The organism is Mycobacteroides franklinii, from assembly GCF_002013895.1.
Taxonomy (GTDB): Bacteria; Actinomycetota; Actinomycetes; order Mycobacteriales; family Mycobacteriaceae; genus Mycobacterium; species Mycobacterium franklinii.
The window spans coordinates 140,116-163,495 of the sequence record NZ_MAFQ01000008.1 but is presented as its reverse complement, the minus strand read 5'-3'; the positions used below and the strand labels follow the sequence as shown (position 1 = coordinate 163,495).

24 protein-coding genes are annotated in these 23,380 nt (G+C 65.1%); 13 read left to right on the top strand and 11 right to left on the bottom strand.

What is annotated here, in order from left to right; all coding sequences use genetic code 11:
- Positions 1-30: 30 nt before the first annotated feature.
- Positions 31-582 (top strand): hypothetical protein, encoded by a 552-nt coding sequence (locus tag B4393_RS15215; protein WP_078334794.1) that lies wholly within the window; start codon positions 31-33, stop codon positions 580-582.
- Here the strand turns inward: B4393_RS15215 and B4393_RS15210 are convergent.
- Positions 579-2,054 (bottom strand): glutamate-cysteine ligase family protein, encoded by a 1,476-nt coding sequence (locus tag B4393_RS15210; protein WP_078334793.1) that lies wholly within the window; start codon positions 2,052-2,054, stop codon positions 579-581. The two genes, B4393_RS15215 and B4393_RS15210, sit on opposite strands and share 4 nt — an antisense overlap.
- Before the next feature lie 196 nt (positions 2,055-2,250).
- Here B4393_RS15210 and B4393_RS15205 point away from each other — a divergent pair, with 196 nt between their 5' ends.
- From B4393_RS15205 to glpK, 8 genes are all read left to right on the top strand, one after another.
- Positions 2,251-2,550, top strand: coding sequence for a hypothetical protein (locus B4393_RS15205; protein WP_070937389.1), 300 nt, complete (start codon positions 2,251-2,253; stop codon positions 2,548-2,550).
- Complete coding sequence (locus B4393_RS15200; RefSeq protein ID WP_078334792.1) at positions 2,547-3,701, top strand: hypothetical protein; 1,155 nt, start codon at positions 2,547-2,549, stop codon at positions 3,699-3,701. The genes B4393_RS15205 and B4393_RS15200 overlap by 4 nt, the downstream gene beginning before the upstream one ends.
- 80 nt (positions 3,702-3,781) lie before the next feature.
- Positions 3,782-4,369, top strand: a complete 588-nt coding sequence (locus B4393_RS15195) for a TetR/AcrR family transcriptional regulator (RefSeq protein ID WP_407937656.1) — start codon at positions 3,782-3,784, stop codon at positions 4,367-4,369.
- A gap of 174 nt (positions 4,370-4,543) precedes the next feature.
- Positions 4,544-5,761 (top strand): lipid-transfer protein, encoded by a 1,218-nt coding sequence (locus B4393_RS15190; protein ID WP_078334791.1) that lies wholly within the window; start codon positions 4,544-4,546, stop codon positions 5,759-5,761.
- 16 nt (positions 5,762-5,777) lie between these two features.
- The gene (locus B4393_RS15185; RefSeq protein ID WP_070937385.1) at positions 5,778-6,629 is read left to right on the top strand and encodes a MaoC/PaaZ C-terminal domain-containing protein; all 852 of its coding nucleotides are present in this window, start codon (positions 5,778-5,780) and stop codon (positions 6,627-6,629) included.
- 29 nt (positions 6,630-6,658) lie between these two features.
- Positions 6,659-7,537: an SDR family oxidoreductase gene (locus tag B4393_RS15180; RefSeq protein WP_070937384.1), complete on the top strand. Its 879-nt coding sequence runs from the start codon at positions 6,659-6,661 to the stop codon at positions 7,535-7,537.
- A gap of 130 nt (positions 7,538-7,667) precedes the next feature.
- A complete protein-coding gene (locus B4393_RS15175; protein ID WP_078334912.1) occupies positions 7,668-8,471 on the top strand; it encodes an MIP/aquaporin family protein in 804 nt (267 codons plus the stop codon).
- Complete coding sequence (glpK, locus tag B4393_RS15170) at positions 8,464-9,981, top strand: glycerol kinase GlpK (protein ID WP_078334790.1); 1,518 nt, start codon at positions 8,464-8,466, stop codon at positions 9,979-9,981. Before B4393_RS15175 ends, glpK begins: the two co-directional genes overlap by 8 nt.
- Before the next feature lie 48 nt (positions 9,982-10,029).
- Here the strand turns inward: glpK and B4393_RS15165 are convergent, their stop codons facing one another.
- Positions 10,030-10,767: a PadR family transcriptional regulator gene (locus tag B4393_RS15165; RefSeq protein WP_070937382.1), complete on the bottom strand. Its 738-nt coding sequence runs from the start codon at positions 10,765-10,767 to the stop codon at positions 10,030-10,032.
- A gap of 150 nt (positions 10,768-10,917) precedes the next feature.
- Between B4393_RS15165 and B4393_RS15160 the strand changes: the two genes are divergently transcribed.
- On the top strand, positions 10,918-11,292 hold the full coding sequence (locus B4393_RS15160) for a hypothetical protein (protein WP_078334911.1): 375 nt from the start codon (positions 10,918-10,920) through the stop codon (positions 11,290-11,292).
- A 4-nt stretch (positions 11,293-11,296) separates the two neighbouring features.
- Positions 11,297-12,544: a cation:proton antiporter gene (locus B4393_RS15155; protein WP_078334789.1), complete on the top strand. Its 1,248-nt coding sequence runs from the start codon at positions 11,297-11,299 to the stop codon at positions 12,542-12,544.
- Here the strand turns inward: B4393_RS15155 and B4393_RS15150 are convergent.
- Complete coding sequence (locus tag B4393_RS15150; protein WP_078334788.1) at positions 12,436-13,284, bottom strand: RDD family protein; 849 nt, start codon at positions 13,282-13,284, stop codon at positions 12,436-12,438. The two genes, B4393_RS15155 and B4393_RS15150, sit on opposite strands and share 109 nt — an antisense overlap.
- Positions 13,285-13,376: 92 nt before the next feature.
- Here B4393_RS15150 and B4393_RS15145 point away from each other — a divergent pair, with 92 nt between their 5' ends.
- Entirely contained in the window at positions 13,377-14,369 is a 993-nt protein-coding gene (locus B4393_RS15145; RefSeq protein ID WP_078334787.1) for a stage II sporulation protein M, read from the top strand.
- Between the two features lie 3 nt (positions 14,370-14,372).
- Here the strand turns inward: B4393_RS15145 and B4393_RS15140 are convergent, their stop codons facing one another.
- Genes B4393_RS15140 through B4393_RS15120 form a run of 5 tightly spaced genes read right to left on the bottom strand, consistent with a single transcriptional unit; the run spans position 14,373 to position 19,507 of the window.
- Positions 14,373-15,722: a DUF58 domain-containing protein gene (locus B4393_RS15140; protein ID WP_078334786.1), complete on the bottom strand. Its 1,350-nt coding sequence runs from the start codon at positions 15,720-15,722 to the stop codon at positions 14,373-14,375.
- Entirely contained in the window at positions 15,722-16,696 is a 975-nt protein-coding gene (locus B4393_RS15135) for an AAA family ATPase (protein WP_078334785.1), read from the bottom strand. The genes B4393_RS15140 and B4393_RS15135 overlap by 1 nt, the downstream gene beginning before the upstream one ends.
- Positions 16,693-17,832: a DUF4350 domain-containing protein gene (locus B4393_RS15130; protein ID WP_078334784.1), complete on the bottom strand. Its 1,140-nt coding sequence runs from the start codon at positions 17,830-17,832 to the stop codon at positions 16,693-16,695. The genes B4393_RS15135 and B4393_RS15130 overlap by 4 nt, the downstream gene beginning before the upstream one ends.
- Positions 17,829-18,476, bottom strand: a complete 648-nt coding sequence (locus tag B4393_RS15125; protein ID WP_078334783.1) for a DUF4129 domain-containing protein — start codon at positions 18,474-18,476, stop codon at positions 17,829-17,831. Before B4393_RS15125 ends, B4393_RS15130 begins: the two co-directional genes overlap by 4 nt.
- The gene (locus B4393_RS15120; protein WP_078334910.1) at positions 18,476-19,507 is read right to left on the bottom strand and encodes a hypothetical protein; all 1,032 of its coding nucleotides are present in this window, start codon (positions 19,505-19,507) and stop codon (positions 18,476-18,478) included. Before B4393_RS15120 ends, B4393_RS15125 begins: the two co-directional genes overlap by 1 nt.
- Before the next feature lie 275 nt (positions 19,508-19,782).
- Between B4393_RS15120 and B4393_RS15115 the strand changes: the two genes are divergently transcribed.
- On the top strand, positions 19,783-20,481 hold the full coding sequence (locus B4393_RS15115) for a class I SAM-dependent methyltransferase (RefSeq protein WP_078334782.1): 699 nt from the start codon (positions 19,783-19,785) through the stop codon (positions 20,479-20,481).
- Here B4393_RS15115 and B4393_RS15110 read toward each other — a convergent pair.
- From B4393_RS15110 to B4393_RS15100, 3 genes are all read right to left on the bottom strand, one after another.
- On the bottom strand, positions 20,415-21,806 hold the full coding sequence (locus B4393_RS15110) for an HNH endonuclease signature motif containing protein (protein ID WP_236743176.1): 1,392 nt from the start codon (positions 21,804-21,806) through the stop codon (positions 20,415-20,417). The genes B4393_RS15115 and B4393_RS15110 overlap by 67 nt on opposite strands.
- A gap of 92 nt (positions 21,807-21,898) precedes the next feature.
- Positions 21,899-22,723: a DNA-3-methyladenine glycosylase family protein gene (locus B4393_RS15105; RefSeq protein WP_078334781.1), complete on the bottom strand. Its 825-nt coding sequence runs from the start codon at positions 22,721-22,723 to the stop codon at positions 21,899-21,901.
- A gap of 38 nt (positions 22,724-22,761) precedes the next feature.
- On the bottom strand, positions 22,762-23,370 hold the full coding sequence (locus tag B4393_RS15100; RefSeq protein ID WP_005086957.1) for a hypothetical protein: 609 nt from the start codon (positions 23,368-23,370) through the stop codon (positions 22,762-22,764).
- Between the last annotated feature and the right edge of the window lie 10 nt (positions 23,371-23,380).

Here is a 23,380-nt window from a genome sequence, read left to right as displayed (position 1 = left end):
GATAGCAACATCATGAATGTGGGGGTTGAAATGCGTAAACCGATCGCTTTAGCGGCTGGCGCGCTCGCAGTCGGTGGACTGCTGGGAGTACCCGTTTCGGCCAACGCTGAACCGGCCAAGAGTCCGTACCCGGATATCAGCCGCTACGCAAAGGTCGACTTCGAGAGTTACAGGCTTTCGCCCAATGACGACGATTTCTGGTTCAGTACACCCGCCGGGCTGAACTGTGGCATCTGGGCAGACGGCAGCTTCGGTTGCACCGGCTCGATACCGGGTGCTCCGGCGGGCACCAATCAGATTGGCTGGTTCAACGGGGATTCATTGCCCCACTTCGATCAAACGCAGCAGCCCAGATTCACCAACCCCGGGGGACTTGCACAACGAGTCATCGCGCGCGACAACTACATAGCGGTGGTGCAGGGGACGGGCACCGGCGATACCACTACGTGTGCGGTCACAGATTCCGACAGCGTTTACTGCTTCAAATCTGGGACCTGGAAGGGCGCCGGCGGAGCCTACGCGGCGGTTCGTTTCATTGTCGGCCCGTCGGTGACGTATATCGGTGAGGCGACCACAAGCTAGATCAGCTCCCAGGTATGCACCGGTTCATTGGAATGCATGTGCCCGCAATATATTCGGAGCATCTCGCGGAGTGCCTCCCTTCGATTCAACCCGCGCCTCTCTAGGGCGCTGACGGTTCGGGTCTGCCAGGCCGCACCGTTGATCCCGGACTTCGCCCGCGCCTCGATGACGCCGAGGTAACGGTCACGCACCTCCGGCGCAACACCCCAGCGCCGCAGTCCCTCGTGGGCCAGGGGCAGCAGGTGTCGCAGGGTCAGTTCGTCGGCGGTGATTTCGCCGACCCCGGGCCAGTAGATCCGGGCCGTCGCACCGTGCTGTGCACCCGCGAGGAAATTGTCATGTGCCGCAGCGAAAGTCATCTTCGTCCACACCGGTCGGTCATCTTCGGACAACGCCCGTAAGGCCCCGTAATAGAAGGCGGCGTTGGCCATCACATCGATGACCGTCGGCCCCGCGGGCAGCACCCGGTTCTCCACGCGTAGATGTGGGGTGCCGTCGACGACGTCGTAGATCGGCCGGTTCCAGCGGTAGACGGTCCCATTGTGCAAGCGCAGCTCCTGCAGCCTTGGCGCCCTCCCTGCCGCGAGCTCGGCGACGGGATCCTCGTCGGAGATCTCTGGCAGCAGCGACGGGAAATACAGGACGTTCTCCTCGAACAGGTCGAAGATCGAGGTGATCCAGCGCTCGCCGAACCACACTCGAGGACGCACCCCTTGCACCTTGAGCTCCTGGGGGCGGGTGTCGGTGGACTGAGTGAAGAGCTCGATCCGAGTCTCCGCCCACAACGACTTACCGAAGAAGAACGGTGAGTTGGCGGCTAGCGCCAGCTGCGGACCGGCGAGCAGCTGGGCAGCGTTCCAGTTGGCGGCAAAGTCGTCGGGGGCCACCTGTAGATGCAGCTGAATGCTGGTGCACGCCGATTCCGGGGCTATCGACGGCGACCTGATACTCAGTCGCTCGGGGCCGGTGATGTCGATCTGCATGTCCTCACCGCGGGCCGTGAACACGGCGTCGTTCAGGGCCCGGTATCGGGAGGAGGGGCTCATCCACGCGCCGTCGAGATCTTCGGGCATCACCGTCGGCAGGATGCCGATCATGACGATGTGCGCTCCCCGCTCACCGGCCCGTTGCTCGGCGGCGTTGAGACTGGCACGCACGTCGTCCTCGAGTTCGACGGCCGCCAAGCCGGCGAGTGCGCGGGGCGGCACATTCATCTCGATGTTGTAGGCACCCAGCTCGGTCTGAAAAGCGGGATCGGCGATCGAGGCGAGGACTTCGGTATTCGTCATCGCGGGTTGATAATTTCCGTCGACGAGATTGAACTCGATTTCCATCCCGGTCAGGGGCCGCTCGACGTCGAAGCGGGACTCCGCGAGCATGGTCTCGAACACGTCCAGACAGTTCTGCACCTTGGTGCGATAGGCCCGGCGGTGCTCACCGGTGAACTGGGTGCCCGCGACTTCGTCGCCCATGGGTCGTATTGTTCCTCAATCAGGGGGTTGGACCTGGCGGTTTGCCCGCACGCGGCCGCGGCGGACGGGCGCGAAAAAAGGTAGAAAAACATGGAACCAAATCGGCACCAGTGCCGTCGTATCTGATCAGAGGCACATTCCGGCGATGAACCGCGCCGTCACGTGCGCGCAGGACCGGTTCCTTGGGGAGGTATCTATGAACGACACCATGAAGGCCAACGGTGCTGAGATGGCACGGCTGGCGAGTCGTGTGGCAGGACGCGCGAAGGACGCATTCCCCGAGGTCGACTTCGAGGCGGCGGCCAACGCGGTGGCCGGCACCGAGTTCGCCGAGGTGCTGCGTGCGGTCAGTGCGGCGCTCAAGCGCGCCGGCGGCGGAGCATCCGACCGCATCGAGAACATCTCTAACTTTGTGCAGAGCAGCTCGGGCGCGTTGACGGGCCAGGACGCCGTCAACGGCAAGCGGGTGGCCAGGGCCGGGGAGGTCCGGCTGTGAGGCCGACGATTTCGCAGCTGCGCGGGTGGGATGTCGCCAACTTGGACGCGGCCGCCAAGGCCATCGAGGACGCCAGCAAGAACCTGGACCTGTCCATCGACGGGGTGGTCCGCGATCTGGACTCGGCTGAGTCGTTCTGGAAGGGCAAGGCCTTCCAATCCGCCTACGACCAGGCGTCGAGTGAACAGTCTTCGACGAACCGGCTCTCGTTCGCGATCAGTAATGTCGCCGACGCCGTCCGCGGCGGGCATTCCGCGCTCACCGCGGGGCGTGACAAGGTGATGGCGCTGGTGGACGAGGCCACCTCCAAGGGCCTGCACGTCGCCGATGACGGCACCGTGACCGCCCCTGAGGGCAATCGGGATCTGCAGGCAGAGGCCAGGCGGTTGACCGACGCGATCCGGCAGGCCCTGAAGTCGCTGGAAGAGGCCGATCGCGCCTCGTCAAACGATCTGCGGAAGGCATCGGCGAGCGTCGACGCGGAGCACAACTCAGCCAGCACCCAGCCCGCGGCATTCATGCCCGCCAGTAGTGGCGGGGGCGCGGCAGCCGCGTCTATGAAGGCCGGTAGCGGTGGATTCAGTGGCGGCAGCGGGGGCGGCGGTTTTGGTGGTGGCAGCGGAGGCGGCCACGGCGGTGGCCATGGTGGCGGGGGCCACAGCGCGCCCGACGGCAGTTACTCCAACACCGGAGCGCCGTCGCTGCGCCCGTCGGGTCCGTCGGTCTTCATGAACCTGGACGCCGGTCAGATGGAAGTCGCTCGCAAGATCATCGAGGAAGGCCTGCGCCGCGGGCTCTCTCCCGAGGCGATTCAGATCGCGCTGGCGACCGCGCTCACCGAGTCGGGTCTGCGCAGCCTCGCGAACTCCTCGGTGCCCGACTCGTTGATGCTCGCCAATGACGGTGTGGGACATGACCATGACTCGGTGGGTCCGTTCCAGCAGCGCCAAAGCTGGGGCGCCACAGCTGATTTGATGGATCCGTCGCGGTCTGCCGGCAAGTTTTACGACCAGTTGGTGAAGGTGTCCGGCTGGCAGGACATGAGCGTTGCCCAAGCCGCGCAGGCGGTTCAGCGGTCGGCTTTCCCCGACGCCTACGCCAAGTACGAGGCGCAGGCCGCGCAGATTTTCCACCAGGTCAGCGGCCGATAGCCGCGCTTGGTCTCGACTGACTGTGGTGCAATGTGGGCATGCCCACGCCGCGACGCACTCAGGAGGAGCGTTCGGCGGCGATGCGGGCCCGGTTGCTCGAGGCGACCATCGATTGCCTCGTCGAGTTCGGGTACTCGGGCACCACCACCTCGCGCATTGCAAGTCGTGCTGGTGTCACCCGCGGCGCGTTGATCCATCATTTCCAGTCCAAATCGGAATTGATGGCCGAATCGGTGCGCCACCTCGCGTTCAAGCGCACCCAGGCAGTGCTCGAAGAGCTGATGGCCATGGATCAGTCCGCGGATCCCATCGCGCGGTATCTCGATGTGCTGTGGCGGATCCATCAGGGGCCCTTGTTTATCGCGGTGGTGGAACTGCTTATCGCGGCGCGGACCGAACCTGATCTGCGGGTGCACCTCGATCAGTTCGAGAAGATGGTGCTGCACAATCTGTCGGCGCTCAACGTGCTCGACGACGATGACCCGGGCTCGCCCAAGGATCGGCGTGACTTGGGCCTGCTGGCCATGGACATCATTCGCGGTCTCCTCGTCAGCAGCCTGACCGCCTCCCAGGAAACCCGTGACCGTCGCTGGTTGCGGGCCAAGCAGATGCTGGAACTGCGGCTACGCGCTCCGCTGCCCGATACGCAGAAACAAACCACCCTGTAGGTAAACGACCTGGGTGTTCCGGGCACGTTTGACGGGTGTTCACCGAGCGCATTGTCCGTTATGCCCGCCTTTTCGCTCGTTGGCGATACATCTGTATCGCACCCTTACATTCAGGATGGAACGTATGTTACGTTGGCGGAGCCCCCATTGAAGTGCGCAAAAGGAGCTTGGAAGATGCCGCGTAAGGCCCCCGAGAAGGTATTTGTCATCGGCGTCGGGATGACGAAATTCGAGAAACCCGGACGACGTGAGGGCTGGGACTACCCGGCCATGGCCAAGGAGTCGGGCACCAATGCACTGACCGACGCCGGCATCGATTACGACAAGGTGGAAGCCGCGTATGTCGGGTATTGCGCGGGGGAGTCGACCTCCGGCCAGCGCGCGGTGTACGAGCTGGGCATGACCGGCATCCCGGTCACCAACGTCAACAACAACTGTTCGACGGGCTCGACGGCCTTGTTCAACGCGGCGCAGGCCATCCGCGGCGGGCTCGCCGATGTCACGCTGGCGCTGGGATTCGAAAAGATGCAGCCCGGTTCGTTGGGTGCCACCTTCACCGACCGCGAGCAGCCGATGCAGCGGCACATCGAAGCGCTCGCCGGGTTGTTCGATTTCGCTTTCCCGCCGGCGCCCTGGATGTTCGGTGCCGCAGGCCGTGAGCACATGCAGAAGTACGGCACCACCGCCGAGCACTTCGCCAAGATCGGCTACAAGAACCACAAGCATTCGGTGAACAATCCCTATGCACAGTTCCAAGAGGAATACAGTCTGCAGGACATCTTGGACGCCAAGATGATCTACGAGCCGCTGACCAAGTTGCAGTGCTCACCGACCTCCGATGGATCGGGCGCGGCCATCCTGGCCTCCGAACGGTTCGTCGAGGGGAACGGGCTCGGCGATCGCGCCGTGGAGATCGTGGGCCAGGCGATGACCACAGACACCCCCGGGACCCTGGAGTCCAAGTCGGCGATCACGCTTGTCGGCTTCGACATGGCCAAGCTCGCCGCGCAGAAAGTGTATGAGCAGGCGCAGATTTCGGCCGATGACGTGGACGTCATCGAGTTGCACGACTGTTTCTCGGCCAACGAGCTGATCACCTACGAGGCGCTGGGTCTGTGCGCCGAGGGTGAGGGCGGAAAGCTCATCGACAACGGCGACACCACCTACGGTGGCCGTTGGGTGGTGAACCCGTCGGGCGGCCTGATCTCCAAGGGGCATCCACTCGGTGCCACCGGTCTGGCGCAGTGCGCCGAGCTCACCTGGCAGCTGCGCGGCGACGCCGACAAGCGTCAGGTGGCGAGTGCGTCCGAGAAGACCGGAGTCGCGCTGCAGCACAACCTTGGCCTCGGCGGTGCCTGCGTGATCACCGCCTACAAGCCGGCCAATCGCTGAAAGGGGCTGGCAGATAATGGCTGACACCAAATACCCCTTCAACAACGACGGCCTGGATCAGTGGGGCGCCGAGGAGACCATCGAGGTCGACAAGGACCGTTTGATCGCCTACGCCGAGGCCACTAATGATCCGATCGAGGAGCACCGCAAGGGCGAGGTGGCAGCTCCGGTCTTCGCGATCGTGCCCATCTTTCAGTCGCTCGTCGGCACCACGATGAGCGTCGTTCCCTACCAGCTGATTCCGCGTGTGGTGCACGGTGAGCAGTTCTTCAAGTTCCACCGACCCATCAAGCCCGGTGACACGCTGGTGGCCAGGTCGAAGATGACCGGCTATGAGGGCATGGAGAACGGAACCCGCGGCACTGTGTACGCCGAAACACGGGATGCTGCGGGCGATCTGGTGAATGAGCAGTACGTCACGTTCTTCTTCCGCAAGTACGACGTGGGTGAGACACGTGGCGAGCTGGGTCCGAACTTCGTGCTGGACGAGACGGTCAAGGCCAACTCGCCCACCGCGACGCTGACGCAGCACGTCGACGACGACCAGACGTTCCGCTACGGCCCGGCCGCCGGCGACCCCATGCCGATCCACCTGGACAACGATGCCGCGGTCGCGGCCGGACTGCCCGGCATCATCGCGCATGGGCTGTGCACCATGGCATTTACTTCGTGGGCGGCCCTGACCGAGCTGGCCGACTCGCGCACCGAGCGTCTCAAGGAGCTTGCCGTCCGGTTCGCGAAGCCGGTGCTGCCCGGACAGGACATCACCACCAATTTCTGGGGCAACGGTGCCGCAGGCGCCTTCTCGTACGAGACCAACGTCGGCGAGGACCTCGTCATCAAAAACGGCCACGCCGTAATCGCTTAAGTCATCGCATCAGGAGAGGGAAAGACATCATGGGACAACTTGACGGACGGGTCGCGGTCATCACCGGTGCCGGACGTGGCATCGGTCGTGAGCATGCGCTGCTCTTCGCCAGGGAAGGTGCGTCGGTGGTCGTCAACGACCTCGGCGGCGCCAACGATGGCTCAGGTTCGGACGCCGGGCCCGCGCAGGAAGTGGTCGACGAGATCACCGCTCTGGGCGGAAAAGCCGTTGCGAATACGGACAACATCTCGACCTGGGCCGGCGCCTCGAACCTGGTGAATCAGGCCGTCGAGACCTTCGGTCAGCTGGATGCCGTCGTGAACAACGCGGGCATCCTCCGCGACGGCTTCATCGCCGGTCTCGAAGAGGACCAGTGGGATGCGGTCATTCAGGTGCACCTCAAGGGGCACTTCTCGGTGCTGCACCACGCGGCGGTCTACTGGAAGAACCAGGCCAAGGCCGGCGCCGATGTCAAGGCCACCGTGGTGAATACAGCGTCGGATTCCGGTGTGACACTGCCTAACCCGGGCCAAGGCAACTATGGTGCCGCCAAGGCGGGTATCGCGGCGCTGTCCTGCGTCGCGGCCGCCGAACTGGAGCGTTACGGGGTCAAGGTGAATGCGATCGCGCCGGTCGCGCGTACCCGCCTGACGCTGGCCACACCCGGTATGGGGGCGATCTTCGCGGCTCCGGTCGACGAGGGCCAGTTCGATATGTTCAGCCCCGCCAACATCTCTCCGTTGGTGGCGTACCTGAGCACCGAGAAGAACCCGTGGACGGGCCAGGTGTTCAAGGTGACGGGCGGATCCATCCAGCGGCTCAAGGGCTGGTCGGTCACCGACACCGCCGAGACCGACGGGCCGTGGAGCATCGACCTGGTGCGTGACAGCGTCGAGCCGTGGAAGTAACGCACCGCTAGTTTCCGCGAACAGACGCTGACTGCACGAAAACGCCAGAAGGCACGTGCAGTAAGCGTCTGTTCGGCGTTTCCGGGTGTGCCTGGCGCGGCCCGCCCCTAGATTCGGTGATATGCGGAACATGGGCCAGCTCGCCGCGGAGTTCGTCGGCACGCTGATCTTGATCCTGTTCGGGGTGGGCGTCGTCGCCCAGGTGGTCACCGCGGGGGATGAGGACTACGGCAATCACAACTCCATCGCCTGGGCCTGGGGCATGGGCGTCACCTTCGGCATTTTCGCCGCCGGACGGATATCCGGCGCGCACCTCAACCCGGCGGTCACGGTGGCACTGGCGGCCTTTCGTGGATTCCCATGGAAACAGGTGGTTCCGTTCATCCTCGCCCAGACCGCCGGAGCATTCGTGGCGGCACTGCTGGTCCGGTGGAATTACGGAAGCGTACTGTCGGCCGTTGATCCCGGGCACACCCTCGCGACGCAGGGCGTCTTCTCGACACTGCCGGGTAACGGCGCGCTCGACGTCAGTCTGTGGGGCGGCCTGCGCGACCAGATCATCGGCACGGCCATCCTGGTGTTCCTGATCTTCGCCATCTCGGATCGGCGAAACGTGCGCATGCCCGAGAGCCTCACACCGCTCGCGATCGGCGGGGTGGTCGTCGGTTTAGGTATGGCGTGGGGGTCCATCGCCGGATATGCGATCAACCCCGCGCGCGACTTCGGTCCCCGGCTCGCCTCCTATCTCACCGGTTTCGATACGGCCTTCCTGGACCAGCACGGGGCACAGTATTGGTGGGTGCCCATCATCGGGCCGCTCATCGGTGGCTTGTTGGGGGCCGCGTTGTACCGGTCTTTGGTGGAACCGTTCTTGCCCGCAGATGATCTTGTAAACCAATCACCGTCGCATACCGAGGAGTTCGCCAATGGCTGATTTCGTGGCGTCGATCGACCAGGGCACAACCAGCACGCGTGCCATGATCTTCAACCACCGGGGCGAGGAGGTGGGTCGGCACCAGCTGGAGCATCAGCAGCTGCTGCCGCGGGCAGGCTGGGTGGAACACAACCCGGTGGAGATCTGGGAGCGCACCTGGTCGGTGCTGGCCACGTCTCTGAATGTGACCGGACTGTCGGCCGGGGATCTGGCCGCCGTTGGGGTGACCAATCAACGTGAGACCACGCTGGTGTGGAACCGCCACACCGGCAGGCCGTACTGCAATGCCATCGTGTGGCAGGACACCCGCACCGACAAGATCGCGTCGGCGCTGGACCGGGACGGGCGAGGTGACGTCATACGGCAGAAGGCTGGATTGCCGCCCGCCACTTACTTTTCCGGCGGCAAGCTGCAGTGGATTCTGGAGAACATCGAGGGTGTGCGCCGCGACGCGGAGAACGGCGATGCGCTCTTCGGCACCCCTGACAGCTGGGTGATCTGGAACCTCACCGGCGGCATCCGGGGCGGGGTGCATGTCACCGACGTGACCAATGCCAGCCGCACCATGTTGATGAACCTGGAGACCTTGGACTGGGATGACGAGCTGCTGTCGTTCTTTTCCATTCCGCGTCAAATGCTTCCGCCGATCAAGGCGTCGTCACCCGTTGAGCCGTTTGGATTCACGACGCATATGGGGCCGCTCGGTGGCGAAGTACCCATCGCCGGGGACCTCGGTGATCAGCAGGCGGCGATGGTGGGGCAGGTATGCCTGAGTCCCGGCGAGGCCAAGAACACCTATGGCACCGGAAACTTCTTGCTACTCAACACCGGTGAAGAACTGGTTCACTCGCGCAACGGGCTGTTGACCACCGTCTGCTACCAATTCGGCGACAACAAGCCGGTCTACGCGCTCGAGGGTTCCATCGCGGTGACCGGCTCGGCGGTGCAGTGGCTGCGCGATCAGCTGGGCATCATCAGCGGGGCCGCGCAAAGCGAGGACCTGGCTCGCCAGGTTGAGGACAACGGCGGAGTTTATTTTGTGCCGGCCTTTTCGGGTCTGTTCGCGCCGTACTGGCGCTCGGATGCGCGCGGCGCGATAGTGGGCCTTTCCCGGTTCAACACCAACGCACATTTGGCGCGGGCAACGCTCGAGGCGATCTGCTACCAGAGCCGCGAAGTGGTGGAGGCCATGGAGGCCGACTCGGGTGTGCACCTGGAGGTGCTCAAGGTCGATGGCGGTATCACCGCCAACAAGCTCTGCATGCAGATCCAGGCCGACATCTTGGGTGTAGACGTCGTCAAACCCGTTGTCGCTGAGACGACTGCGTTGGGTGCGGCGTATGCGGCGGGACTGGCCGTCGGGTTCTGGAAGGACGCCGACGACCTGCGGCGGAACTGGCTGGAGGACCAGCGCTGGAGCTCGTCGATCACCGAACAGCAGCGCGCCGAAGGCTTCGCGGGCTGGAAGAAGGCCGTACAACGCACGCTGGACTGGGTCGACGTGCACTAGACCCCCGCCAGTGCGGCGGGGGCCTAGTGGTGGAACCTATGGACGGTCTCAGTCGGTTTCGCCCAGGATGCCGTAGACCTGCTTGCGGGCCGCGTTAACGATCTCGATGATTCGTTGCTGCTGCTCCGGTGAGGCGGCGTGCGCCGACTGCGCAACAGCGCCCATCAGCTGGCCGAGCGCCGAGCGAAGATCGAGCACCGACGGGTCGGCGTCTTCGTTGATCTTGTCCCAGGGCGGGGTGTCCAGCTTGTCCGCGGCTTCACGGCCCTCGGCCGTGAGCTCGAACTGCTTGCGGCTGCCGCCGTCCCCGGACTGCGCTTGCTCGGCGATGAGTCCCTCATCGACGAGCAGTTGCAGTGTCGGGTAGACCGAGCCGGGGCTGGGCCGCCAGATGTTGTTACTGCGTTCGGCGATCTCGCGGATCATCTCGTAGCCGTGCATCGAGCGTTCGGCGAGCAGTGCCAGGATGGCGGCCCGGACGTCGCCGCGCTGGCCACGTCCCCGTCCGCGTCCGCGCGGCTGGTCACCGAAGCCGAACCCGAATCCGGGGCCGCCGAATCCACGTCCGAACCCGGGCCCGAAGCCGCGATCCATGAAGGCGCCGGGGCCGCGACGGCCCGCCCATGCCTGCTCGTGGAATTCACCGCGGGGATCGCATTCCTGCTGACGGCCGCCGTGGCGGCGTCCGCGAAAGCCTGGTCCGCGACGGGTGGGGTCGAAACCGAAGCCGAAACCAAATGGTGTGTCGGGCCGAAACTGGTCGGCCCTTTCTTCGTGGGAAGTCATGTGTCTCTCCTTGAGTATTTGGGGAGAGGCTGTATCGCCTCTCGATAGATAACGATATATCGGAATCGATCGAGATGCAACGAAAACTTTCGGCGGCGATTCGCGGGCATTCCGGGGCTCCTCCCAGCCAGCCGCCGTATGGTGACCGCCATGACGGTGAACTGGCTGGATGAGCCCGAGGATCACGACTACGAAGCGGCCGCGGACTACCTGACGTTGGTCGGTGAAGCGGACACAGTGACCCGCACGGTGGAGGCGCTGCGCGGCGCGGCGGTCGAACACCGCAAAGCCAAGGACATCCTGCGGGCCGCGCACCTGGACATGCTGCCCAAGACCAACGCCCATGTGGCCCGCGACCTGGCGAAGATCGCCAAGGACAAGGCGCTGTCGCCCATCCTGTTGGTGCGCGGCGATGCGCGTAACGGGGCCCGCCTGGAAATCGCGGACGGTTACCACCGGGTGTGCGCGAGCTATTTGACCGACGAGAACACCGATATCCCATGCCATCTGGTCTCCTGGGCCTAGCTTCATGAGCGGATTTGGATTCCCGACCCTGGCGATCATCGTCGTCGTCGGACTCATCGGACCGCTGCTGGCGCTCAACACCCGACTGCGGATTCCCGTCGTCATCGGTGAATTGCTTGCCGGAATCGTGATCGGGCGCACCGGATTCGGATGGATCGACGCATTCGACCCGACATTCAAGATGTTCGCCGACGTGGGATTCGCGCTGGTCATGTTCGTGGCGGGCACCCATGTTCCGGTGCGTGACAAGACCATGAGGGCGTCGCTCCCCAAGGCGGTGTTGCGCGCCATCGTGGTGGGCGCGGTGGCCGCCGCGTTGGGCGTGCTGCTGGCCAACGTGTTCCACACCGGACACGCACCGCTGTACGCGGTGCTCATCGCCTCCTCGTCGGCGGCGCTGGTGCTGCCGGTCATCGACGCGCTGGGCCTCGCCGGCCCCAAGGTGCTCATCACCACCGCGCAGGTGGCCATCGCCGACACCGCGTCGATTGTCTTGTTGCCCTTGGTTATCGACCTCAAGCATGCACCCCGCGCGGCCGTCGGTGCGGTCGCCGTGGCCGCGTGCGCGGGCATCGTCTTCGTGATCCTGCGTGCACTCGATCAGTCCGGACAGCTGGATCGTTTCCATCACTACTCGAAGCAACACCGAGTGGCGATGGAACTGCGGATCAGCCTGTCCATCGTCTTCGGGCTCGCCGCGCTGGCGGTGGGAACCCATGTATCGATCATGCTGGCGGGGTTCGCGCTGGGCCTCGTCGTCGCAGGCATCGGCGAGCCGCGGCGTCTTGCCAAGCAGCTCTTCGGATTCACCGAAGGCTTCTTCTCGCCACTGTTCTTCGTGTGGCTGGGGGCCTCTCTGCACGTGCGCGAGCTCGGCGAGAATCCCAAGCTCATCCTGCTGGGACTGGGCCTGGGTGCCGCGGCCGTGCTGGCCCATCTGGTTATCCGGATCTTCGGTCAACCGCTGCCACTGGGTGCGTTGGCTGCTGCGCAGCTGGGGGTGCCCATCGCGGCGGCGGCGATCGGCGAACAGCAGCAGTCGCTGATTCACGGTGAGGCTTCCGCGCTCATCCTCGGGGCATTGGTCACGATCGCCGCGGCGACAATCGGGGGCTCGCTGTATGCGCGGACGTCCCCCGGGAATCAGCCAGGCGTGGCGAAACCCGAAGTTCCGCTGGGTGACTCAGAAGGCTCCGGCGGCACGGGTGGACCGGCAGGTGGACCGGCCGAGGCCACCGGCGCTACCGGGTAGGCCGGCCGCATCTGTTCCAACGCGCGGCGGTGACGTTCGGCCAACACCGCGGCAAGCATGAACTGTGGCGGAGTGCCCGGCGGCGGCGGTGGCGCGATGCTGGCGAGCACATCGGTGGAAATCTGGTAGAGCATCTGGTCCCGGGTGTGCGGCGCCAACTGCCCTGCGCGGTTGAGGAACTGGCGCGCCAGGTTGGCCTGATCGGTGGTGAGCCCGGACAGCTGCAGGGACTGTGCCCACACCGCCAGCTGCGGTGGCATCACCGGTGGCGGCGGGAGCTTGGGTCCGCGCTCGCTGATCACCATGGTGCCCGCGAAGATATCGCCGAGGCGTTTGCCTTTCGACGACGCCATGCTGGTGATCACGGCAGGCGCGCCCATGAACATGAAGATCTCCACCACGGCCGCCAACGCACGGATGATGGCCTGCCGCAGCCGTTCCGGGCCGCCATCGTCGGATACCACGCGCAGCCCCATGGCCATCTTGCCCAGGGAACGTCCGCGGGTAGACATCTCCCAGAGGACCGGATAGCCCACCAGGGCCAGCACGGAGTAGATGATGCTGAGCGCTCCCACCAGTGCCTCGTCGAACTGCGAGAGCGAGAACGCGACGACGAAGATGCCGGCGTACAGCACGATCACCTGGACGAAGATGTCGATGAACGCGGACACCACCCGCACCGGAAGCTGGGCCACCTTGACGTCCAAGACAACCGCGTCACCCGTCACCAACTCGGACATCACACGAACCTTACTCCCGGTCTTCGCGCAAGCGGCTCATCCGAGGATGGTGGTCTTCGCGCAAGCGGCTCATCCTTACTAGTATTTGCCAGATGGACGTGGACGCATTCGTCGCCACCCATCGGGGGACATGGGACCGGCTCGAAGAGCTGCTCAAGCGCAGGCAGCGGCTGAACGGGCCCGAGATCGATGAGCTGGTCGAGCTGTACCAGAAGGTGTCGACGCATTTGTCTACCGTGCGCTCGGCCTCGGGCGATCCCGCGTTGGTGGGGCGGCTGTCGACGCTGGTTGCCCGCGCGCGTTCGGCAGTCACCGGGGAACACGCCCCGCTGTGGCGGCACTTCATCCGGTTCTGGACGGTGTCCTTTCCGGTGGTCGCCTACCGCAGCTGGCGTTGGTGGCTGGGCGCGACGGTCGCATCGATGGTGATAGCGGTCGCCGTCGGCGTTTGGGTGGTGCATTCACCCGAGCTGCAATCGGTGATCGGAACGCCCGATGAGATCGCGCACCTGGTCAACGAGGACTTCGAGAACTATTACAGCGAGCACCCGGCCGCAGCCTTCGCGCTACATGTGTGGATCAACAACTCCTGGGTGGCGGCGCAATGCATCATCTTCGCCGTGCTGCTAGGCCTTCCGATCCCGTACGTGTTGTTCATGAACGCGGCGAACGTGGGTGTGGCAGGCGGCTTGATGTTCGCGGCGGGCCGCGGTGATGTGTTCTTCGGACTGATCCTTCCGCACGGACTGCTGGAGCTGACGGCGGTTTTCCTGGCCGCGGGCGCCGGAATGCGCTTGGGATGGAAGGTGATTGACCCGGGTGATCGACCGCGTGCGCAGGTGCTCGCCGAGCAGGGCCGCGCCGTCATGGCGGTGGCAGGCGGGTTGGTGGCGGTGCTGCTGGTGAGCGGTCTCATCGAGGCGCTGGTCACCCCGTCGCCGCTCCCGACATGGGCCCGCATCGGCATCGGGGTAATCGCAGAGGCGCTGTTCCTGGCGTATGTGGTGATCCTGGGCCGGCGCGGGGTGGCTGCCAATGAATCCGGTGATATCGAGAACGCTCCCGACTACGCGCCGGCTGCCTGAGCGTCAGAGGCGACCGGACGCCTTCAGCGACAAGTATCGGTCGGCGAGCGCCGGGGCGATCTCGTCGGGCGGCGCGTCGACCACCTCGACACCCTGGCGCCGCAGCAGCGTGACGATGCGCCGGCGCCCACCGCGGGTCCGTTCGGCTGCGGCGGCGTCGTACACCTGCTCGACATCCAGAGACCTGATATTTCCTGGCCCCGTGGAGTTCGGGGGCATCGCCATGTCCTCGACGCGTGGATCGCTGACCGCTGCCACCAGCAGGTGGTGATGGCTGGTCAGCTGAGGAAGCAACGGCAGTAGACCTTCCTCCAACGCCGCCGGGTTCAGGTCGGTGAGCAGCACGATAAATGAGCGATGCCGGGATCTGCGACGGATGGTGGCCACGAGATCGCGGGCATCGGACTCGACGAGAGACGGTTCCAAGGGGGCCATCGCGTTGACGACCAAGGACAGGAGTTCGTTGCGCGATGCTCCGGATACCTGGGCGCGCACCGCGCGATCGTGAGCCAAGAAGTCCACCCGGTCACCCGCGCGAGATGCCAATGCCACCAACAACAATGTGGCATCCATCGCCCAATCAAGCCGGGGCCATCCCGACGGATCGCCCGACGTCGGGTCGACGCCGATCCGCCCGGCAGAGGTACGGCCGGTGTCCAGCACGACAAGAATGCGACGGTCGCGTTCTGGGCGCCAGGTGCGCACCACCACGTCGTTGCGCCGCGCGGTGGCCCGCCAGTCGATGGACCGGACATCGTCTCCAACCACATACTCACGCAGAGAGTCGAATTCGGTGCCCTGGCCGCGAATCAGGACCGGGATGGCGCCCTCGAGTTCGCGCAGTCTGGCCAGCCGGGACGGCAGATGCTTGCGACTCAGGAACGGCGGCAGTACGCGCAGCTGCCACGGCACATCGTGGCGCCCCTGCCGTCCGGCGAACCCGAGCGGCCCGACCGTGCGCACCGTGACGGTCGCGGGTTTGTGGTCGCCACGGCGCAAGGGCCGCACGGAGGTAACGACCTGGGTGCGTTCGCCGGAGCGCAGACTCACGCGGTGCGCGCGCGGCGTGGCACGCATGCTCGGTGCCCAACTGTCGCGTACCCAACCGTGCACCCGGCGGCCGGGATTCTGGATCAGCAATGCGATATCCGCGGATTCGCCGAGCCGGATGGAGTCGGGGCCCGACCGGGTGAAGGTGAGCCGGCGCGGGCTGGCAGCGGCCACGATGTCGACGACGATCGCGAGCGTAAGAGCCAGGAGCAGCAGCCAGAACAACTTAACCGGCCACGGCGACACCAGGATCAGCAGCGCGGCGAGCAGCGCCGCCAATCCCGCGCGTCCGGTCAGAATCACTAGCGCGGCACCGGGACGGTGACGAGTATGCCGTCCAGAACCCGATCGGAGGTCGCCCCCTCCAACTCGGCCTCGGGACGCAGGCCGATGCGATGGCGCAAGGTGGGGCGGGCCATGGCCTTGACATCGTCCGGGGTGACGTAGTTGCGGCCGGAAAGCCAGGCCCAGGCGCGCGATGTCGCCAGCAGCGCGGTGGCCGCACGTGGGGACGCGCCGAGTTGCAGGGAGGGTGACTGGCGGGTCGCACGGATCACGTCGACCACATAAGCCAGTACCTCCGGAGCCACCAGCACCCGGCCCACCGCGGCCCGGCCCGCCTCCAGATCTGCGGCGGTGGCCACCGGAGTCACATGGGAGAGGTTCCGGGGGTCGAAGCCATGGGCGTGCCGCTCCAGGATGGCGATCTCCTGATCACGTTCGGGCAGAGAGACGTTGAGCTTCATCAGGAAGCGGTCCAGCTGAGCCTCGGGCAGCTGATAGGTGCCCTCGTATTCGATGGGGTTCTGGGTGGCGGCGACGATGAACGGATCCGGGAGCGGGCGCGCGGTGCCGTCGACGGTGACCTGACGCTCCTCCATGGCTTCGAGCAGTGCCGCCTGTGTTTTCGGTGGCGTGCGGTTGATCTCGTCGGCAAGCAGCAGATTGGTGAAGACCGGACCGGCGCGGAATTCGAAGGCCGCGGTGCGCGCGTCGTAGACCAGGGACCCGGTGACATCACCGGGCATCAGGTCCGGGGTGAACTGCACACGCTTGAATTCCAGGGACAATGCCGCCGAGAGTGTGCGCACCAAAAGGGTTTTCGCGACGCCCGGCACGCCTTCTAGCAGCACGTGTCCGCGGCACAGCAGCGCGACAACCAGGCCGCTGACCACCGAGTCTTGCCCGACGACCACGGTGGCGATTTGTTCACGGAGCGCGGCGAGCGCGTTGCGTGCGGCGTCCTCGGAATTCCCGGTGGTGGTTGCCTGTGTCACGATTCGCGGACCTGCCTTTCGATGATGTCCAGCTGTTGCGTCAGATTGGTGAGCTGCTGATCGTCCGAGGGAACGGGACCGAAGAGCACATGGTGTATATCCGTGGGGTTGCGGCCAGTTCGGTGCGACACGGCGGTGGTGATGACCTGTGGCGTCTCGTCGACCGGGAGGCCGAGCCGGCGCACGATTCGGTAGCGGGCGGCCTCCCGCAGCGATTCGGAGGCGAGGTCGCGAGCGCGGCGGGATCGGTAGAGCCGACCGCGTCCCTCGGTGGTTTCCGAGGCACGCACGACGACCGGAAGCTTCTCGGCGACAACGGGGCCCAGTCGGCGGCCGCGCCACATGGCCAGCAGCAGCACCACGAGGCAGAGCTGCCAGATGGCCATGCTCACCTGATCGGGGATCAGGTCGCTCATCGATTTCGGTTTGGCGCTGGTGCCGACCTTCGGTCGCTCGGGGACGTACCAGACCAGCTGGGAGCTTCGTCCGGCCAGGTTCATGGCGAGCGCCGCATTGCCCTGCTTGGCCAGTTGTTTGTTGGAGAGCAGGGTGTCGTCGCCGAGCACGGTGATGGTGCGGTTGCCGTCCTGGTAGCGCAACAGTGTTCCGCCGTAGCAGCTGATCTGTCCGGGGCCCGGGTGGGTGAAGGTGTAGGTGGGGCCTATATACGTCTGAATCGCACCGGCCTGCTGGGCTTCCCGCAGATCGCAGTCGGGCTCGACAAGCTCGTCGCTTTCATACGAGCTGACGCGCACCTGCGAGGCCAGCCGCTCACGGGTGTCGGAGTAGGGAGCCAGCATCAGGCGATCACCCGGCAGTGTTCCCAGGGCATCCAGGATGGCGTCGGAGAGATTCCCGTTGTCCAGCACCATGAGCTGGCTGTCGGCGTGCATGGCGTCACGTACTTCGTCGATGGTGGTGGCGCGTGTGACGGTGACTCCGCGGTCGCGCAGCAGTTGGGCCAATGCATGCCCGCCGCGCAGGTTGACGGCTTCCGGGTCTAAATACCCCTCGGGCCGAGGCGATTTGGTCATGATCAGCCCGGTGACGACGATGGCGACCACCGCGGCCAGGACCCACGCCCAGGTACGCCAACGGTCCCGCAGGCGCGGTGATGTTGCGGTGTTGGTCGTCACCGCACCGCCTCCCAACCCGTCGTTGTACCGGGTTCTATGGATGACACGAGGACCGGAGCATCGCGGATGTGGTCATCCAGATCGGCGATTTTGCGGTACGACTGCTCGGTGCCGGGTCTGTCGCCGTAGCTGACGTCGTTGAAGATCTCCGCACTCGATCGGAATTCCGTTGTCAGTGAGGGCAGTTCACGCGCCGCATCGGTGGACAACTCGTTGGCGGTACGGCCCGGCACGGGGGTGAGGATCATGCGTTCTTCGAGCTGGCGTGCCACGGCACGCAGTCGATGCCGGATCGCCGATGCCCAATCACCCTGGGATGCGGCGAGTTCGGCGGCTGCCCGATGTTCCGCCGCGGTGAGCTCGCCGGACTCGAAGAGCCCGAAGTCGGTGCCGCCCTTGGTCCGGACCGCGCGGCGCGCGATGCGAACCAGCAGCACCACGGCGGCGATCACGATGAGCGTGGTCACGAGGATGGTGAACCAGCCTCCGGGCAGCTCACTGGCCCGGAACTCCAGGTAACGCAGATGCTCGAGAAGCCAATTGATCAGACGGTCGGGCGGCGAGGGATGTTCGTAGATCGGTTTGGCAAGTTCGCGCTGGGCGGCCTCGGCCGCCGAGTCGCGGTCGATGTCGACGGTCGGCATTACACCTGGACCGGGGGACGCGCGGGCAGCCACAGGGAATCGGGGTCGATACCCGGCTGGCCGAGGCGTTCTCGCGTTCTGGTCTCCGTCTGTAGCACCAGGTCCAGTGCCTCGGTGCGCATCCGCTGATCGGTGTACAGCAGCACGTTCACCGCTGCCTTGAACGGCAGGGAGATGATCTGGGCGATAACGGCACCGACAGCGGCCAGCGCGAAGATGATCAGCATCTTGGGGCCAAGGTTGCTTGGGTCGCCGCCCGCGAAGGCCGCGACCTCCCCGACGAGGATGAACGGCATGCCGATGATCATCGACACAAACCCCACGATGACGCCGGTGAGCAGCAGGATGCCCAGTAGCCGCCAAAAGCCCGTGCGTACCAGGGAAACCGAGCGGCCGATCGCGCCGAACACGCTCTGGTGTTCCAGGATCAGAACGGACGGAACGAGACTGAACACGGGTATCAAATAGAGGTAGAACGCAAAATAGCCGAGGGCCAACAGGAATCCGGCGGGGATGGCGCCCGCGGGGCCGATAGTCAGTGCGAGGCCGACCACCACGGCCACCCCGAATCCGAGAACGACCGCGAAAAGCAGCAGCTCGACAAGGGCCACACCCAGCAACGCCCAGATACGAGGTTTCGCGCGCTGCCAGGCTTCCTTGATGGTGGTGCGTTCACCGAAGACAGAGCGGCCGATGGTGACGGTCAACATTCCGCTCAGGATGATGGTGACCAGTGAGGTGACCACCGCACCGATCAACTGGCCGCCCACGTAGCCGAGACCGAAGGCCGCGCCGAATGAGTCCTGGGTGTTCTTGTCGAAGGACGCGGCACCCGTCAGGATGGCCGTCGTCGGTGCCGCCTGGATTCCGAAGATCAACAACTGGCTGACGATGACGACGATGGCGGTGAGGCCGATGGTGGTCTTGGGGTTGGCGCGGATTGCCGCGATGGCGCCGTTGTAGAGCGATGAGAGGTCGAGCGGCCGTAGCGGGATGACACCCGGCTTCAGGGCCGGTGGCTCCGGTGTCACCCAGTGGGGAACCGCCGGCGGATTTTGGTATCCGGGCGGCGGGGGCTGGTATCCGAACCCGGGCGGCGGATACCCGGTCGCGCCCACCGGGGGATAGCCAGGGGCGGCAGGAGGGTAGGCGGGCGGGGCTACCGGGGGTAGCGGAGTCGGCGTGACGTCCCCCTCGTCGTTGCTCATTTCTCCATTTTGGCGGTTGAGGACGTTTCTGGCAATTGCCTCCCGATTTTAATGTCAACACCCTTGACATATGTCAGGCGAATTGACATTCTGGAGTCATGACTGAGAAGAGCGCTACCGAGGAATTCGATCTTGCGTTTGAGGCCGCGTACCGCGGCGAGAGCCCCGAAGGTCTGGGTGTGCGGCCGCCGTGGAGCATTGGTGAACCGCAGCCCGAGATCGCGACACTGATCGCCGAGGGCAAGGTGCACGGTGAAGTGCTCGACGCCGGCTGTGGCGAGGCGGCGACCTCGCTGCATCTGGCCGAGACGGGGCACACCACCGTCGGGCTGGACTCGGCGCCCAAGGCCATCGAGTTGGCGAAAGGTTATGCGGCCGAGCGTGGTTTGACCAATGCCAGTTTCGCGGTAGCCGACATCTCGGCGTTCACCGGGTACGACGGACGCTTCGACACCATCATCGATTCGACGCTGTTCCATTCGATGCCCGTCGAACTGCGTGAGGGCTACCAGCGTTCGATTGTCCGGGCCGCCGCGCCTGGGGCGCGTTACTACGTGCTGGTTTTCGATCGTGCGGCGTTCCCGGCGGAGTCTCCCGTCAACGCCGTCACCGAAAACGAACTGCGGGATGTGGTGTCGAAGTACTGGTCCATTGACGAGATCCGCCCGGCAAAGATCTACGCGAACTTCAACGGATTCGAACGCGGTGTTGCGCAGGGCTTCGCGCGGCATCAGATCGAGCCGGATGGGCGGGCATCTATTGCCGCGTGGCTGCTGTCGGCGCACCTGGCCGGGTAGAGGCCGCGGATGAACCGCTCAGGATGGTGGTAGTCATTCGTGCGGGACTGGCCGGTGTCGAGGTGCGGCGGCGGAATCCATTCGGTAATCCCGTCACTGCGGCGTTTTCGGGCGGTCCAGCCCCGTTGGAGCATCCGATGGTGTGGGCCGCAGGCGAAGGTGAGATTGTCGATATCGGTGGGCCCGTCGTCGCGCCAATCGTCGACGTGATGAACCTGGCAGAGGTAACCGGGCACAGTACATCCGGGTGCTGAACAGCCACGATCCTTGGCGTGTAGCACAATTCGTTGATCGGGGGTGGCGATCCTTTTGGACCGCCCGAGGTGGAGCGGGCGACCGTCGTCGCCGAATATTGTGAGGTAGTGGAAGGCGTGGGCAGCCATCCGGATCAGATCGGGGATAGGCACCAGGTTGCCGCTGCCCGATATCGCCCGCCCGGCCGCGCTTTGCAGCTCACTCAGCGTCGTCGAGACCACCACGGTGACGGGTAGTCCATGGTGTGCGCCCAGCTTGCCCGAGGCCAAGGTGCTGCGCAGGCACGCTCGTAGCCCATCGTGGTTTCGTTGGGCGGAAGTTCGTGTATCTCGCTCGGCGGCGGCCGATTCGGGTACACCTTCGGTCGTGGGGGATTCATCGCGAGGATCACACATGCCTGGCGCGGCGAGCTTGCTCAGCACCGCGTCGAGGTAGGCTCGGGTCTCTGGATCCAGTATGCCGCTGACAGCGCTCATCCCGTCTGCTCCCTGGCGTCCGATCGATATGCCCCGCCTGCGGGCGCGGTCGATGTCAGAGAACCGCCCATCGGGATTGACCAGAGCCGCGATCCGATCGGCGCCTGCGCGGAGTTGTTCCGGGCCGAATTCGGTTCCCATGGATGCCAGCTGCTTCTCGGCGGCCTCGCGGGTGTCGGCGTCGACCGCGTCGGGCAATACATCGAAGAACCTGCGGATGATCCGCACGTGCTCGTCGCCGAGGCGGCCCTCTCGCAATGCGTGGGCGACATACGGAAGTACAGGTTGCAGGGGCTCGCCGGTGAATGCACGCCGCGGGCCGAGATGTGCGGCGTCGGCGAGGCGGCGCCGGGCGGTCGCGGTAGTTATCGAGAGGTGCCGTGCCAGCACTTCCGCGAACGACGTACCGCCCAACGCGGCCGGTGAACCGCGTTGCACTAGCCGGGCGGTGAGTGTGTGTGAGGCCGCAGTGATTTTGCGCTGTGCGATCTCCAGTTGCCTTAGTGCCGACAGCAACTCGGGATTGTTGAGCTCATCAAACGACGACTCGACGACAGCCGTTGCAGCCGTCAGCAGATCGTCGATTGGACTCACACCTGCAGGCTATGCACGACGACCGACAGCTGGCCGGGGTTATCCACAACGACGATGGCTATCCACAAACTCACCGAACCGCTTGTCGGATCTTAGAAGTTGCGGTAGTCGCGCACCGGCATCCGTGATCCGCGCCGGGCGGGTTTCGGAGCGACGAGCTCGATAAGCCTGATAATTCGATAGCGTTGCCCGGCATAGGGTTCCAAGAGATCCAACATGCCGGCGTCATCGGTTTTGTGGCCGGTGAGTGCGAAACCCACCTGTGCTGGGATGTGGTAGTCGCCGACGGGAACAGCGTCGGGGTCGCCGAGCGCGCGGATCCGTATCTCGGCCTCGGTCCATGGTCCGATGCCGTGGATCGAGGTCAGGTGTTCGGGTTTCGTTTCCACGTCAACGGTGGCGGCGGCCCGGATGGTGCGCATGCGGACCGGTTCGGCGCCGGACTTGTGCCACTCCCACGACGGGATGTCGAGCCATTCTTGTTGCGACGGCGGCACCTTGGCGCCGCCGAGATCGACGCCGACGTGATTGAGCAGATACCGCCAGGCACGCCAGGCCTCCGCGCCGGGCACCTTCTGTTCGAGCACTGCGGGTACGAGGGCCTCCCAGACGCGATCAGTGGCACCGAGTCGGACGCCCGTGGCGCCCTGGATCAATCGGGTCACGGCATCGTGTTTGGGTGTGAGCGCTTCGGGCTCGTCGTCGGCGCCGAGGAGGCGTGGTAGGCGGTCGAGTAGCCATTCGGCACCGTCACCGTATGCGCGGCCGATGACGGTCTTGTCTTTGCGTGAGATCGTCAGCACCCCGGGGCCGTCGGGGGTGTTGGAGCCCCGGGTAATGGATCCGCCCGGAGACACGCGGTACGTCGGGTCGCCCGCGCCACGGCGGTGGATGCCGAGCGTTCGGGCAATATCCAACGGCCACGGTGGAATCCACTCACGGACGAGTGGAGCTGTTAGGCCCTGGGGCAGAACTTCCAGCCGCCGGTCTCCTTCTTGAACTCGATATCGTGCTTGCCTTTGGCGTCGGTGATGTGAATGACCGCCGTGTCGCCGTTGATGTCCAGGCCGGTAATTTTCGACGGGCCGTTGTCGGACTTGGTCAGGGCGTTGAGATCGGGTGCCTGACCGCTGCCGGCGATGTCCTTGAACGCCTCGCGATACTTGGCGCAAAAGAAGGTGAGCATCTTCTTGAAGTCGTTCGCCTTGGCGGCCTCGGCCATCCCGGAGATGGTCTGCTTGATCGCCTTGATGTCCTGCTCGTCATTGGAGCCGGAGGAGCGGGGCAAATCGATGATCTGGTCGCTGGCATGCGTCCGGACACTCTCGGTGCTGGAATTGTCGGTGGTGAGGCCCAGGACGAGCAGGGCGATCAGGAAGACGCCGAGCGAGCCGCCGACGATGGCCAGAGCCTTCTGCTGCGGGGTCAGCGGCGGCCGGGGCGGCTTGGGGGCAGGCGCGTAGCCGCCCGGAGGCATCCCGTACGGGCTGGGCTGCTGATATGTGGGGAACTGCTGGGGCTGAGTCTGCTGGAACTGGCCTTGTGGGTACTGCGGTTGCGTCATCTGTGTATCT